This window comes from Oceanimonas sp. AH20CE76 (assembly GCF_039654065.1).
GTDB classification, from domain to species: domain Bacteria; phylum Pseudomonadota; class Gammaproteobacteria; order Enterobacterales; family Aeromonadaceae; genus Oceanimonas; species Oceanimonas smirnovii.
Genome location: NZ_CP155481.1, coordinates 487,653 through 501,913, shown reverse-complemented (window position 1 = coordinate 501,913; position 14,261 = coordinate 487,653). Strand labels below are relative to the sequence as shown.

18 protein-coding genes are annotated in these 14,261 nt (G+C 55.0%); 1 reads left to right on the top strand and 17 read right to left on the bottom strand.

Features of this window, described 5'->3' with window-relative positions; genetic code table 11:
* Window position 1: 1 nt before the first annotated feature.
* The 3 genes from N2M06_RS02555 to N2M06_RS02545 all read right to left on the bottom strand — a co-directional run bounded on the left by N2M06_RS02555 (window position 2) and on the right by N2M06_RS02545 (window position 1,446).
* On the bottom strand, window positions 2–619 hold the full coding sequence (locus N2M06_RS02555) for a TetR/AcrR family transcriptional regulator (RefSeq protein WP_019935981.1): 618 nt from the start codon (window positions 617–619) through the stop codon (window positions 2–4).
* Between the two features lie 169 nt (window positions 620–788).
* The gene (locus N2M06_RS02550) at window positions 789–1,220 is read right to left on the bottom strand and encodes a heme-binding protein (RefSeq protein ID WP_019935980.1); all 432 of its coding nucleotides are present in this window, start codon (window positions 1,218–1,220) and stop codon (window positions 789–791) included.
* Window positions 1,221–1,317: 97 nt separating this feature from the next.
* Window positions 1,318–1,446 (bottom strand): hypothetical protein, encoded by a 129-nt coding sequence (locus tag N2M06_RS02545; protein ID WP_281163195.1) that lies wholly within the window; start codon window positions 1,444–1,446, stop codon window positions 1,318–1,320.
* Between the two features lie 36 nt (window positions 1,447–1,482).
* On the opposite strand from N2M06_RS02545, the gene N2M06_RS02540 reads away from it, so the two are divergent.
* Window positions 1,483–2,055 carry a superinfection exclusion B family protein gene (locus tag N2M06_RS02540; protein WP_019935979.1) on the top strand — a complete coding sequence of 191 codons (573 nt, stop codon included), beginning with the start codon at window positions 1,483–1,485 and terminating at the stop codon, window positions 2,053–2,055.
* Window positions 2,056–2,110: 55 nt separating this feature from the next.
* Here the strand turns inward: N2M06_RS02540 and N2M06_RS02535 are convergent, their stop codons facing one another.
* From N2M06_RS02535 to N2M06_RS02470, 14 genes are all read right to left on the bottom strand, one after another.
* A complete protein-coding gene (locus N2M06_RS02535) occupies window positions 2,111–2,302 on the bottom strand; it encodes a (2Fe-2S)-binding protein (RefSeq protein ID WP_019935978.1) in 192 nt (63 codons plus the stop codon).
* Between the two features lie 106 nt (window positions 2,303–2,408).
* The gene (locus tag N2M06_RS02530; protein ID WP_346351484.1) at window positions 2,409–4,094 is read right to left on the bottom strand and encodes a SulP family inorganic anion transporter; all 1,686 of its coding nucleotides are present in this window, start codon (window positions 4,092–4,094) and stop codon (window positions 2,409–2,411) included.
* On the bottom strand, window positions 4,091–4,516 hold the full coding sequence (locus N2M06_RS02525; RefSeq protein ID WP_346351483.1) for a TIGR01244 family sulfur transferase: 426 nt from the start codon (window positions 4,514–4,516) through the stop codon (window positions 4,091–4,093). Before N2M06_RS02525 ends, N2M06_RS02530 begins: the two co-directional genes overlap by 4 nt.
* A 158-nt stretch (window positions 4,517–4,674) precedes the next feature.
* Window positions 4,675–5,859 carry an elongation factor Tu gene (tuf, locus tag N2M06_RS02520; RefSeq protein ID WP_346351482.1) on the bottom strand — a complete coding sequence of 395 codons (1,185 nt, stop codon included), beginning with the start codon at window positions 5,857–5,859 and terminating at the stop codon, window positions 4,675–4,677.
* Window positions 5,860–5,919: 60 nt separating this feature from the next.
* Window positions 5,920–8,019: an elongation factor G gene (fusA, locus tag N2M06_RS02515; RefSeq protein ID WP_346351481.1), complete on the bottom strand. Its 2,100-nt coding sequence runs from the start codon at window positions 8,017–8,019 to the stop codon at window positions 5,920–5,922.
* 75 nt (window positions 8,020–8,094) lie between these two features.
* The gene (gene rpsG, locus N2M06_RS02510) at window positions 8,095–8,565 is read right to left on the bottom strand and encodes a 30S ribosomal protein S7 (protein WP_014293655.1); all 471 of its coding nucleotides are present in this window, start codon (window positions 8,563–8,565) and stop codon (window positions 8,095–8,097) included.
* Between the two features lie 84 nt (window positions 8,566–8,649).
* On the bottom strand, window positions 8,650–9,024 hold the full coding sequence (gene rpsL, locus N2M06_RS02505; RefSeq protein ID WP_346351480.1) for a 30S ribosomal protein S12: 375 nt from the start codon (window positions 9,022–9,024) through the stop codon (window positions 8,650–8,652).
* A 237-nt stretch (window positions 9,025–9,261) separates the two neighbouring features.
* Window positions 9,262–9,546, bottom strand: a complete 285-nt coding sequence (tusB, locus tag N2M06_RS02500) for a sulfurtransferase complex subunit TusB (RefSeq protein WP_317075764.1) — start codon at window positions 9,544–9,546, stop codon at window positions 9,262–9,264.
* A gap of 6 nt (window positions 9,547–9,552) precedes the next feature.
* Window positions 9,553–9,909: a sulfurtransferase complex subunit TusC gene (tusC, locus tag N2M06_RS02495; protein ID WP_317075763.1), complete on the bottom strand. Its 357-nt coding sequence runs from the start codon at window positions 9,907–9,909 to the stop codon at window positions 9,553–9,555.
* On the bottom strand, window positions 9,909–10,310 hold the full coding sequence (gene tusD / locus N2M06_RS02490) for a sulfurtransferase complex subunit TusD (protein ID WP_019935969.1): 402 nt from the start codon (window positions 10,308–10,310) through the stop codon (window positions 9,909–9,911). Before tusD ends, tusC begins: the two co-directional genes overlap by 1 nt.
* A gap of 50 nt (window positions 10,311–10,360) precedes the next feature.
* Window positions 10,361–10,744 carry a RidA family protein gene (locus N2M06_RS02485; RefSeq protein WP_019935968.1) on the bottom strand — a complete coding sequence of 128 codons (384 nt, stop codon included), beginning with the start codon at window positions 10,742–10,744 and terminating at the stop codon, window positions 10,361–10,363.
* Window positions 10,741–11,424 (bottom strand): helix-turn-helix domain-containing protein, encoded by a 684-nt coding sequence (locus N2M06_RS02480; RefSeq protein ID WP_245541437.1) that lies wholly within the window; start codon window positions 11,422–11,424, stop codon window positions 10,741–10,743. Before N2M06_RS02480 ends, N2M06_RS02485 begins: the two co-directional genes overlap by 4 nt.
* A gap of 157 nt (window positions 11,425–11,581) precedes the next feature.
* Window positions 11,582–12,076 (bottom strand): acetolactate synthase small subunit, encoded by a 495-nt coding sequence (gene ilvN, locus N2M06_RS02475; RefSeq protein WP_019935966.1) that lies wholly within the window; start codon window positions 12,074–12,076, stop codon window positions 11,582–11,584.
* Entirely contained in the window at window positions 12,076–13,794 is a 1,719-nt protein-coding gene (locus tag N2M06_RS02470) for an acetolactate synthase 3 large subunit (protein ID WP_026344937.1), read from the bottom strand. Before N2M06_RS02470 ends, ilvN begins: the two co-directional genes overlap by 1 nt.
* Window positions 13,795–14,261 lie beyond the last annotated feature (467 nt).

Sequence of the window (14,261 nt, the reverse complement as noted above, 5' to 3'; positions counted from 1 at the left end):
GTTACTGAGGTAAAGGACGCACCCGGCAGCCTTCAATCACCAGCCGGGTGATCACTTCGGCGGCCTGTTCAAAGTCGCTGTCATCCAGCTCCTCCTTACCCAGGGCCATGGTGATCTGCCAATTGAAATCGGCATAAGTCTGGGTAGAGGCCCAGATGGCAAACAGCAGATGCCGTGGCTCAAACTGCTCCATCAATCCCTGCCCCATCCAGTCACTCAGCTTGCTGCTCAGCGTTTTGGTCTGCTCACTCAGGCGAGCAATCAGATCTTCTGGCAAGTGAGGAGCACCATGCATGATTTCACTGGCAAACACCTTTGAGGCATAAGGGTAGTCACGGGAAATCGTCAGCTTGGTGCGTATGTAAGCCGTCAGTGCCATTACCGGATCAGCATGCTCCTCAAAAGGAGCAGAGGCCGCCAGCAGCGGCTCGGTCACGCTTTCCAGCACAGCGCGGTAGAGATTTTCCTTGCTGCCGAAATAGTAGTAGATATTGGGCTTGGGCAACTGAGCCAGCTCGGCGATATCGGCAGTTTTGGTAGCGGCATAGCCATGCTCGGCAAATACCCGGCTGGCAGCGCGTATGATTTTTTCTTCGTTTCTGGCTCTTATCCGTGACATAGTTCTTTACGTTTGTTTGACCTACTAGTCAGCAACCATACCCTAATCGGTTACAAATTCATAAAAAAACGCCCACCACAGGGTGAGCGTGAAAAAAGAGTAACCAAGGTTACCCCTCGACCAAAACAATGGGGTGATGAGCCGCACGCAGGCGGGCGCGCACCGAATATTAGCTGCAGTCTGCCTTCAGGCCGGTTTTTTCAATGCCGGCAACGGCGCAGGCTTCATCCACATCAGACAGATCACCGGTAATGCCCACGGCACCAATGATCAGATTATTGTCGTTACGAATAAGTACGCCACCGGGAGCAGGCAACACTTTGCCCTGACCCAGCGTATTGATGGATTGCATAAAGCCCGGACGGGCTTCTGCCATTTCGGCCAGACCACGGGAGCTGCGACCCAGTGCGATGGAGCCCCAGGCCTTGGCAATGGCAATATCGGGACGCATCAGACTGGCAGTATCTTCACGCTGCAAAGATACCAGCACGCCGGCACTGTCGAGCACGGCGACGGTCAGCGGTGCGGCAGACATTTCCCTGGCGCGCTGCAGCGCACCTTCGGTGATTGATAATGCCTGCTCAAGTGAAATTGTATTCATTACTCAATGACTCCCTGTCTAGCCATACTAAAGTATTACCAACTGGACACTAATAAAACATAAAATCGCGACAAAGTTAACAGATATTTGTATACGTTTAATATAAAGACAAACCTTGCGTCACTTCTGCTCCTGTTTTGCGTAAGCCATTAACAAGTGCCGGCATTGATGTATTAACTGTCTTCTGGCCGCTGCCTGCCTGACCAATGGCACGAATATTGCTCACTACTCGGCTCAGGCATCATTCAATGGAGAAAATACAATGCCGGAGCTGCGACAGGTTTCTACGCTGAACTGGTTTATGTGCTGGCTGATGCTGAGCTGCCTACTGATCACGCTGTTGCCCGACAGTCTGTTTACCGGTGCCTTTGGACTCTGGCTTGCCGATTACCGGCTACTCTTTGTGCTTGCCCTGGTGTTGTCAGCGACTTATTTTCTGTCGATTGGTGCCATCATGCTGTTTCAGCATGTGTTTTATCGTAAACAGCGAGTGACCCGGCAAAAGCTGCTGAAAGAGCTGCTTGAATACCTGGATCCGAATGAAAAAGCCGTGCTGCGGGAGTTTGTGATCCAGCGTAAAAGCGTCATAAAACTGCCGGTCACCGAGCCCGCCGTCAAAAATTTGTTGAATCAGGGCATTCTGACCTACGCCTACGGCGAGCCGGGAGAAAACAGCCTGCAGGCCATCAAAGCACTGATGATCACGCTGGAAGCGCGCCCCCTGTTAACCTTCAGAGTACTGGGGCTGAATCCGGCCAACATGACCGAAGAGCAGAAAAGTCAGCTCCTCAGCTCTCGCCCCCGCTATGCTTACAAACAGCTGGGCCGCAGCTGACTGCTTCAACAAAAAAAGCTCCCGAAGGAGCTTTTTTTGTACCAGGCGGCCGGTGTCAGGCCACTTCGTAAAAGACGGCGTTTTTAGCGGTTTCTTCAGCCAGAATGGCCAGTGCAACCGGAATACATTTACCACACTGGGAGCCAGCTCCCAGCTCGCGCTTGAGATCCATAAAATCGGCATTGCCTTCGGCAATGGCTGCTTTTAACTGGCGTTCGGTAATACCTTTGCACAAACAAACATACATAAATGATGCCCTCCGCTATAGAGCAAATCTAAATGATATCAGTTATCAGTGCAAGTTAATTTTGACTAAAAACACGTCGATTTATGTCCGGGATCCTTTTTAACACTCACGACCCGCCCAGCTCTTGCCAGGCCTGAAACAGCGTCAGATAGACCTTGCCACTGAGTTGCTGCAACAGCTCGCTGCGCTCCAGCCGATCCATCACAGGGCCTTTTACCTCGGCCAAATGAAAACAAATACCGGCAAGCCTGAGGCGTTCATTAATCATCAGCAGGCTGTCGAGGGCTGAAGCGTCAATGCGGTTGACTGCCGTGCATTGCAGCACCAGGTGGCGCAGCCCGGGGCGCTGACTGACCAGAGTAGCAATCACCTCTTCCAATTCACCTGCGTTGGCAAAATACAGGCTTTCGTCCACCCGCAAACACAGCAGTGCTTCATTCAGCTCAACGCGATGGCGCAACCGGTTACGAAAGTGCTCGGTGCCGGCAATGCGGCCCACTTCGGCCCAGTGCGGCTTGTGGCTGTGATACAGGTGCAGCAACAATGACACCAGAATACCGCTCATCAGCCCGGCTTCTACGCCCGCCGCCAGCGTCATCACAAAGGTGGCACAGAGAGCGCTGAAGTCGGCGCGGGAATAGCCCCAGGTGTGGCCGAAATGCCGCCAGTCAAACAACCCCAGTACCGATACAACTATGGTGGCGGCCAGCACTGCCTGGGGCAGGTTACTCAGCCAGGGCGCAAACCAGAGCCCGGCCAGGGTAATGCCGAAAGCAGCATAAATACCGGCTGCCGGCGTTTGTGCGCCGGCGTCAAAGTTCACCACGGAGCGGGCAAAGCCCCCGGTTACCGGCATGCCACCGGAGACGCCTGCAGACAAGTTAGCCAGCCCCAGGCCAATCAGCTCCCTGTTGGGCCGAATGCGTTGCCGGCGGCGCGCTGCCAGAGTCTGACCGATGGATACCGACTCGACGAATCCCACCAGGCCCAGCAGTAATGAAGGCAATACCAGCTCCCGCCATGGCAAATTGTGCCACTCGGGCCAGCTCAGCACCGGCAAGCCAGCCGGAACGGATTGCACCACCGCCACGCCGGCGCTCTCCAGATCCAGCTGCACCGACAGTACAATCGCCGACATCACCACCAGGGCCGGCATCAGCCGCACCACTGCGGTGGCCGAGGCCGGGCTCATTATCCGCAACAACAGGCCTTTAAGGCCGGCCCGGGCCCATAACAGGGCGATCAGGCTGATAACCGACACCCCCAGGGTCGCCGGCGGTATGGCTTCAGACTGGGCCACCAGCACCACAGGAAGCTGCCAGAGCGCCCCTTCAAGCTGAACCCCCAGCAGGTGACGCAACTGGCTTAGCGTAATCAGCACCGCAGACGCACTGATAAAGCCCGACATCACTGAATGACTGATAAAATGCGCCACAAACCCCAGCCGGAACAGGCCAAACAGCAGCAACCAGCCACCGCTCAGCAACGCCAGCGCCAGGGCCCCGTCAGTGTAATGCACTCCCTGCAGTGAGAGCTGGCCCAGGGTAGCCGCCGTCATCAGAGACAACACCGCCACCGGCCCAACCGACAGGGTTCGGCTTGAGCCGGACAGTGCATAGATAATTAATGGCAATATGCTGGCATAAAGGCCAGCCTGAGGCGGCAGCCCCGCCAGCATGGCATAAGCCAGCGACTGAGGGATCAGCATCAGGGTAACAATCAGTGCTGCGGCTCCATCCTGAGCCAGTATGCGGCGGCTATAATCTTTCGCCCACTCGGGCAACAGACTCATGATGACAGGCGTTCCGCCATCCGGCCGGCATGGACAGAGAGATCATAACCAGCTGCAGCAGCCTGCTGCAGCAATACTTCTGCCGGCTGCCGGGCTGCCTGAGACAAGGCCCACAGCGTAATAGAGCGGGTACCGGTGCGACAAAAGGCCAGTACGGGGCCCGAGTGGCGCTTCAGGGCCGTGTCAAAGTCGGTAATGGCCTCATCGGTAAAGTTGCCTGAGCTGATAGGAATCCACTCCCAGGCAAAGCCCTGACTGCGCGCCTCGGCTGCCAGCGCCTCGGCGGCAGGCTGCCCTTCTGTTTCACCATCAGGACGGTTACAGATAAGGGTTTTGTATCCCAGCTGTTTAAGCGTCGCCAGATCGCCGGCGGTGACCTGATCCGCCACCGCAAAGCCGGAGGTTACCTGTTTGATATTCATACTGGGTTCCTTAATTGGGTTATCGGTGACGAATGATAGCATTCCCCTCACACCTTTAGATTAGAAGTTACTAACATAAAGGTGTGCAGGCAAGCTCAGAAACGAAAAAAGGAGGCCGAAGCCTCCTTTTTTGCAGCGCGGGTTGCGCAAGTCATCAATTACTTGATGATCTTGGCTACAACGCCGGCGCCCACGGTGCGGCCACCTTCACGGATAGCGAAGCGCAGACCGTCTTCCATCGCGATGGGAGCGATCAGGCTTACAACCATCTTGATGTTGTCGCCAGGCATTACCATTTCAACGCCTTCCGGCAGTTCGATGGTACCGGTCACGTCAGTAGTACGGAAGTAGAACTGAGGACGGTAGCCTTTGAAGAACGGAGTGTGACGGCCGCCTTCGTCTTTGGACAGTACGTATACTTCGGATTCGAAGTCGGTGTGCGGAGTGATGGAGCCCGGCTTGGCCAGAACCTGACCACGCTCAACGTCTTCACGCTTGGTACCACGCAGCAGAACACCTACGTTCTCACCGGCACGGCCTTCGTCCAGCAGTTTGCGGAACATTTCAACACCGGTACAGGTGGTCTTGGTGGTGTCTTTGATACCAACGATTTCGATTTCTTCACCAACCTTAACGATACCGCGCTCTACACGACCGGTAACCACGGTACCACGACCCTGGATGGAGAATACGTCTTCAATCGGCAGCAGGAAAGCACCGTCAACGGCACGCTCGGGATCCGGAATGTAAGAATCCAGGGCGTCAGCCAGTTCCAGGATTTTCTCTTCCCACTGAGGATCACCTTCCAGGCCTTTCAGAGCGGAGCCCTGAATAACCGGCGTGTCGTCGCCCGGGAATTCATACTCGGACAGCAGCTCACGCACTTCCATTTCTACCAGCTCGAGCAGCTCTTCATCGTCAACCATGTCACACTTGTTCATGAATACAACGATGTAAGGTACACCTACCTGGCGGGCCAGCAGGATGTGCTCACGGGTTTGCGGCATGGGGCCATCGGTGGCAGCCACTACCAGGATAGCGCCGTCCATCTGAGCAGCACCGGTGATCATGTTTTTCACGTAGTCAGCGTGACCGGGGCAGTCAACGTGAGCGTAGTGACGGGTTTCGGTGTCGTACTCAACGTGAGAAGCGGCGATGGTGATACCACGGGCCTTTTCTTCCGGCGCGTTATCGATCTGATCGTAACCGCGGGCAGAGCCACCCATTTTCTTGGCCAGAACGGTGGTGATGGCGGCGGTCAGAGTGGTTTTACCGTGGTCAACGTGGCCGATGGTGCCAACGTTTACGTGCGGTTTCGTACGTTCAAATTTTTCTTTAGACACGGACTAGTCCTTCCTGATTTGCTCCCGCCCGGTAGGGCGGGAAGATTTAACAAAGATTAATTAACCTCGGCGGACAGCAATCACTGCCTCGGCCATGTTCGCAGGCACTTCGGCGTACTTGGCAAACTCCATGGAGTAGGAAGCACGGCCCTGAGACTGAGAACGCAGGTCGGTAGCGTAACCGAACATTTCGGACAGCGGAACCAGGGCATTGATAATCTTGCCGGTGACACCGTCTTCCATGCCTTCAATGATGCCACGGCGACGGTTTACATCACCGATCACATCACCCATGTACTCTTCCGGCGTTTCCACTTCCACCTTCATCAGCGGCTCAAGCAAAACGGGGTTACATTTCATGAAACCCTCTTTAAACGCCATTGAGCCGGCGATTTTAAAGGCCATTTCGGAAGAGTCAACATCGTGGAAGGAGCCGTCATACAGGGTGACCTTGAGGTCCTCGATGGGATAACCCGCCAGCACGCCCTGTTTCATCTGCTCCTGAATACCCTTGTCTACGGCCGGAATGAATTCTTTGGGAATCACGCCGCCCACAATGGCATTTTCAAAGGTATAGCCGGCACCTTCTTCCTGGGGCTGGATTTTAATCCAGACATGGCCAAACTGACCACGGCCACCAGACTGGCGCACAAACTTGCCTTCCTGCTCCACAGAACCACGAATGGTTTCGCGGTAAGAAACCTGGGGTTTACCCACGTTGGCTTCTACCTTGAACTCGCGTTTCATGCGGTCCACGATGATGTCCAGATGCAGCTCACCCATACCGGCAATAATGGTCTGGCCAGACTCTTCATCCGTCCACACACGGAACGAAGGATCTTCCTGAGCCAGACGGCCCAGGGCCAGGCCCATTTTTTCCTGGTCAGCCTTGGTTCTCGGCTCAACCGCAACGGAAATAACCGGCTCGGGGAATTCCATCCGCTCCAGAATGATGGGGGCCGCCGGCGCACACAAAGTGTCACCGGTGGTTACATCTTTCAGGCCAATGGCGGCGGCAATGTCGCCGGCACAAACGGATTTGATTTCTTCCCGTTTGTTCGCATGCATCTGTACGATACGACCAACCCGCTCGCGCTTGTTCTTCACCGGGTTCAGCACCGTATCACCGGTGTTGACCACGCCGGAATAAGCGCGGAAGAAGGTCAGGTTGCCCACAAAGGGATCCGTGGCAATTTTGAATGCCAGCGCGGCAAAGGGCGCCGCATCGTCGGCAGTACGGGTATCAGGCGTTTCGCCGTCTTCCTTCACGCCGGCAATGGCAGGCACTTCCACCGGAGACGGCAGGTATTCCACCACTACGTCGAGCATGGCCTGTACACCCTTGTTCTTGAACGCGGATCCACAGGTAACCAGGATGATTTCGTTGTTGAGCACACGTTGACGCAAACCAGCTTTGATTTCCGCCTCGGTCAGCTCACCTTCTTCCAGGTATTTCTCCATCAGCTCTTCGCTGGCTTCAGCAGCGGCTTCTACCAGATTCTGGTGCCACTCTTCCGCCAGTTCCTGCATATCGGCAGGCACATCGTGGTATTCAAAGGTGGTACCGTTGTCCGCCTCGTTCCAGTCGATGCCTTTCAGCTTGACCAGGTCAACCACACCCTTGAAGCCTTCTTCGGCACCAATGGGCAGCTGCACCGGTACCGGCACACCTTTCAGACGGGTTTTGATCTGTTCGACCACCCGCAGGAAGTTGGCACCGGTACGGTCCATTTTGTTGACAAAGGCAATGCGCGGAACGTGGTATTTATTGGCCTGACGCCATACCGTCTCGGACTGCGGCTGAACACCACCCACGGCGCAATACACCATAACGGCACCGTCGAGCACCCGCATGGAACGCTCTACTTCAATGGTGAAGTCTACGTGTCCGGGGGTGTCGATGATGTTGATACGGTGCTGAGGGAACTGATGTTCCATGCCATCCCAGAAACAGGTTGTTGCTGCGGATGTAATGGTAATACCACGCTCCTGCTCCTGCTCCATCCAGTCCATGGTCGCCGCACCCTCGTGGGTTTCGCCGAGCTTATGGTTAACACCGGTATAGAACAGAACGCGCTCGGTAGTGGTGGTTTTACCGGCGTCTATATGAGCGCTGATACCGATATTACGGTAACGCTCAATCGGGGTTGTACGAGCCACAATAAGATCCTCTTGCCAAGGTCGAATGTCCTTCGTGAGCCACAGAGGGCGCGGCTTGCACCGCGCCCGCTCTCATTACCAGCGGTAGTGAGCGAAGGCCTTGTTGGCTTCGGCCATGCGGTGAACGTCTTCACGCTTCTTCACGGCAGAGCCTTTGTTTTCAGAGGCATCCATCAGCTCACCAGCCAGACGCTGGGCCATGGATTTTTCGCCACGCTTGCGCGCAGCATCTACCAGCCAGCGCATGGCCAGAGCGTTACGACGTACGGGACGCACTTCAACAGGCACCTGATAGGTAGAACCACCTACCCGGCGGGATTTAACTTCAACAGTAGGACGAACGTTGTCCAGGGCTTCTTCAAACAGAGCCAGGTGATCTTTGCTGGTTTTGGCAGCAACGATGTCCAGGGCACCGTAAACAATCTTTTCAGAAGTAGACTTCTTGCCGTCTACCATTACTACGTTTACGAATTTTGCCAGCAGCTCAGATCCGAACTTGGGATCCGGCAGAATTTTACGCTGGCCGATTACGCGACGTCTTGGCATTGCTAACTCTCCGTAGCTTCAGGATTAACCCAAAACAAAACAGGTTAAAAAAATAAATGTTTGGCCTTACTTAACGGAGAACCATTAAGCCTTGGGCTTCTTGGCACCGTACTTGGAACGGGCCTGACGACGGGCAGAAACACCGGAGGTGTCGAGCGCGCCGCGAACGGTGTGGTAACGCACACCGGGCAGATCTTTAACACGACCACCACGGATCAGAACCACGGAGTGCTCCTGCAGGTTGTGGCCTTCACCACCGATGTAGGAGTTCACTTCGAAGCCGTTGGTCAGACGAACACGGCATACTTTACGCAGTGCGGAGTTCGGCTTCTTCGGAGTGGTGGTGTATACGCGGGTGCAAACACCGCGCTTTTGCGGGCAGGCTTCCAGCGCAGGCACGTTGCTTTGAGCAACGGTTGCTTTACGCGGCTTGCGAACCAGCTGGTTAATAGTTGCCATTAACAGCTCCTGATAATGTCGTTCTACAGTTGAAAAAATCCATCCCCAAATGCGGGGACGCAAAATTCTATTCCTGCCCGCCGGGCAAGTCAAGATTTATACAGTTGCTCACTCTCATCGGCAGACAGTAACGGGGATGCCGGAGTCGACCGTCAAATGTCATGGACGACATTTGCCGAGCGTCCCATGGATGGGCTGGAAGCGTGTCGACGTAGATAACCCCGTTGCGGTCTGCTTTCACCACGCCGTGGGGCTGCCCTGGCTGGTCACCAGCTCAACAAAGCCGGCCATGGTCAGCGGTTTGCCGATAACGGACTCAAGGCCGCGGGCGGCCAGGTCTTCACTCATTACATGCAGACAGCCGGCATCGGCAAGAGGCTGCAACCGCTCCTGCCAGACCGGTACAGTGGCGGCAATCACGCCATCCTGCCACAGTAATAACTGATCACCGGGCTGCAGCAACTGCAGCGCCAGCTCAAGGCTCTGATGACTGAAAGGAGAGTGTTTAACGGTATGCAGCATACGTCCTCAGAAAGTCAGCCGGACATCATACTCGCCCAGCAGGCGGGTTAATTCTTCTTGCGTGCAGGCTTGCGCCTCAATGCACAAATCAGCCAGCGCAAGATTGCGCTTCATCAATGCGTCGGCACAGACATAGATATGCTCAATATCATACAGCTCCAGCAGGCCAAAAGTGGGCGCATAGTCCCTGCCATGAATAGCCGCCGGTGCCTGAGCCGATTTCAGCTGATAAACGCCATCACCGATAAAGAACACCGCCAGCTCTTCACTCAGGGCCGACGTGGCCAGCACCGCATCCAGTCCTTCCCGGCCTGCAGCACTGCCATGAGGTGGTGTATGGAAGATAAAAGCGACCTTGTTCATCAGAATTGCACCACCCTGTCTGCAGTCAGAGCCGCCTGCGCCAGCGCGCCCAGACCACTCAGTCGGAAAGGGGCAGCAACATTGCCGGTGCCCAGGCCGGCCTCTGCGGCACAACTATCGTCACACAGGCCCCGGCGCAGGGCTGCTGCCACACACAGGTCAAGGGTGAGCTGATGACGCTCGGCAAGCGTGACCCAGGCCCGGTGCACATCAAACTCGTCACTGGCGGGCTGTACCAGACGACTCCCGTTGTGTACCCCTTCCTGATAAAAAAACACACTGTCGAGCACATGACCCTGTTCCAGCACGGCACTGGCAAAGCGCAGGGCATCAGCGGCAGCCTGGCTGCCGTAGCAGGGCCCGGTGATCAAGAGGGCAAAGCGCAGAGAAGCTGGAGTCATAACGGGTATCCGTTGCTGAAAAAAGAGCGGCTCGAGCCGCTCTTGAAAGGTTACTCAACCAGAGCGATGGCTTCCACTTCCACCAGCACGTCTTTGGGCAGACGAGCTACTTCAACACAGGAACGAGCAGGCGCACCAGCGGCAAAATAACTGGCATACACTTCGTTAAAGGCCAGGAAGTTGTTCATGTCGGACAGGAAGCAGGTGGTTTTGACCACGCTGGTGGCGTCGGCACCGGCTTCCGCCAGCACGGCCATCAGATTGTCCATTACCTGCTTGGTCTGAGCCTCAATGCCGCCTTCCACCACATCCATGGTGGCCGGATCCAGCGGGATCTGACCTGAGGTATAGACCATGTTACCCACGCGGGCAGCCTGAATGTATGGGCCAATGGCAGCGGGAGCCTGATCGGTGGCAATTACGGTTTTAGTCATGGGTTCTCCTGGTTATTAGGCGATAACTCTTCATCATCGCGTTTTTTCTGTCTGATATAGAGATAGACAGTGTGTTTGGAAATGTTGAGCTTGTCCGACACCATGGCAATGGCGTCCTTGATATCGAAAATGCCCTTTTCAAACAGGGTAGTCACAATTTGCTTGTTCTTGGCATTATTGGCCACATGAGGATCGGCATTAATCGCATCTATGGTGCGTTCCACCGTCAGGGTGACCAGCTCTTCCACATTATTGCTGAAGTTTTCTGCCGAGGTTTGCGGCCGCTCATTTTCTGGCGGTAACAAGTCGCTCATCAGCTCATGCAAGGGGGCACTCAGATCCAGGTGCACACACAACAACATTAAAACCTCACCATCGCGCACCAGTTGCAGCAAGCTGCGCACTGGCGCACCAAGGCGCTGATGGGTCAGGCACAGACGCTCATTCCGGGTATGATACAGCTGACTCAGCAGCCGTTGCTCGGTCTCGCTCATGGCGGCACCAGGCTGGCGGCTGCTGCCGGCCAGATAGACGGCAACACCTTCCGGCTGATGCAGGCTGTACACGACGACTTCGCAGTGACGACCATAGAGTGTTGCTAACCCTTCGGCCAGCTGGGCATAACTCTCGGACACTCCTTGTGATGGCGTTGTCAGTGCCTTGGTAACTGTTGTATTCAATGCTTGAGCCATCCCCTGCTTTCACCCTGTTCTCTGGCTCTGATTTTCAATCGCTGATGGTGAATGTCAACTTTTTTTGAAACCAGACATGAGAACTGAACTCCAGGAATAAAAAAACCGCCTGCGGGCGGTTTTTTCTTCTAAGGCAACTGACGGATCAGGCGCGCAGGGATTTTTCACCCCGGGACACACCGCACACACCGCTGCGTACTACTTCCACCACTTCGGTAGTTTCGCTCATATTGCGTATAAAAGCGTCAAGCTTGTCACTGGTGCCCACCAGCTGCACCGTATACAAATGCGGAGTGACGTCCACAATCTGGCCCCGGAAGATGTCGGCGGTACGCTTGACTTCATCCCGGTTGGACCCGTCGGCGCGCACCTTGACCAGCACAATTTCACGCTCGATATGATCCCCGTCGGTCAGGTCGCTGACCTTAAGCACATCCACCAGCTTGTTGAGCTGCTTGGTGATCTGCTCGATCACCCGCTCGTCACCGCTGGTGACGATGGTCATGCGTGACAGGGTGGGATCCTCTGTAGGTGCCACTGTCAGGGTTTCAATGTTATAGGCCCGCTGGGAAAACAGCCCCACTACCCGGCTCAGGGCACCGGACTCGTTTTCCAGCAACAGGGAAATAATACGCCGCATCAGGTTCGCTCCGTTTTGCTTAACCACATTTCATCCATGGCTCCGGTCTTGATTTGCATGGGATACACATGCTCTTCCGGATCGATCTGAATATCCATGAATACCAGCTTGTCGGTCAGGGAGAAGCATTTCTCCAGGGCCGCGTCCAGCTCGGCCGGATCCGTGACCTTCATGCCCACATGGCCATAGGACTCGGCCAGCTTGACGAAGTCGGGCAACGAGTCCATGTAGGAATGACTCTGACGGCCTTCATAGAACATCTTCTGCCACTGCTTCACCATGCCCAGGGCGCTGTTGTTCATGGAAATAATTTTCACCGGTATGTTGTATTGCATACAGGTGGACAGTTCCTGAATGTTCATCTGAATGGAGCCGTCACCGGTCACACACACAGACACGGCATCGGGGCAGCCCAGCTTGGCGCCCATGGCGGCAGGCAGGCCAAAGCCCATGGTGCCCAGGCCACCGGAGTTGATCCACTGGCGCGGCTTGTCGTAGGGATAGTACAGGGCGGCAAACATCTGGTGCTGACCCACATCGGAGCTGATGATGGCCTTACCTTCAGTAATGCGGTACACCGCCTCCATCACTTCCTGAGGCTTGATGTATTTATCACTTTTTTCATAACTCAGGCACTTGCGGTCACGCCACTGCTCGATCTGCGCCCACCAGTCACTCAAGGCCTGAGTATCGGGCTTAAGTCCGAGCTCACGAATGGCGTCGAGCATCTGCGCCAGCACAGCGTCGGCTGAGCCCACGATGGGAATGTGCGCAGGAATGGTTTTGGAAATAGAGGTCGGATCCACATCCACATGCACTATGGTGGCATGCGGGCAGAACTTGGCCACGTTATTGGTTACCCTGTCGTCAAAGCGGGCACCAATGGCCAGGATAAGATCCGAGTTATGCATGGTTTTGTTGGCTTCATAGGTGCCATGCATGCCCAGCATACCCACAAACTGCTTGTGCGTGCCGGGCATGACACCCAGGCCCATCAGGGTGTTGGTGACCGGCAGATTAAACTGCTCGGCCAGCTGCACCACCAGATTGCTGGCATCGGCAGTAATAGCACCGCCCCCCACATACATCACCGGGCGCTTGGCCGCGGCCAAGGCCTTCATCGCTTTTTTGATCTGCCCCTTATGGCCTGTTCCTGTGGGATTGTAGGAACGCATATCCACGCTGTCGGGGTAAACGTAAGGATGCTTTTCCTTGGGGTTCTGAATATCTTTAGGCAGATCGACTACCACCGGGCCGGGGCGACCGGATGCGGCAATGTAATAGGCCTTTTTAATGGCCAGAGGAATATCGGACGCCTTCTTGCACAAAAAACTGTGTTTCACGATAGGGCGGGAAATACCGATCATGTCGGTTTCCTGGAAGGCATCATCACCAATATAGTGGGTTGGCACCTGGCCGGACAAGACTACCAAAGGAATAGAATCCATATAGGCAGTAGCAATACCGGTAATACAGTTGGTCGCACCCGGGCCGGACGTGACCAGCACGGTACCCACCTTGCCGGTTGCCCGTGAATAGCCATCAGCCATGTGCACGGCCGCCTGCTCGTGGCGCACCAGCACATGCTCTATTTTGCTGTTTTCAAACAAGGCATCATAGATGTCCAGTACCGAGCCTCCGGGATAACCAAACAGGTAATCTATCCCCTGATCCTCCAGCGCTCGTACGACCATTTCTGCGCCTGATAACATCTCCATGGTAAAGCCCTCCAGGCTCTGCTCCGTTCACTTTGCCTTCCTTTAGGCAGCCGCAGGCGGGCACGCTGTGCGCACTGCTAAATGAAGGTTCTTATATTTATAAAACAACAACTTACAACAGCCAGGCTGAAGATAAGCAGAAAAAGGATGAAAAATCACCTTAACCTGCTTTAAATCCGTTGTCCACGGGGGCTTTGCAATTCTGCCTGCTCCGCCTGAAACAGCCTGCCCATGCTGCTTTGCCGGTACCAGCACCAGCCCCGGGTGCATGCTGGTGCCAGTGTTTAAAGCCTGACCGAAAAGACCTGAAAGGTCACTTAAGACAACAACAAAACAACAGCCCAACATTCAAGATAAAAAGCAAAACTATAAACAAGAATAAAACTGTAAACGCAGTATAAAACACTACTTAAATGCCAATATGCCGTTTATAAAAAGAGTGAAACCATACTTTCCCGGCGCAGCCA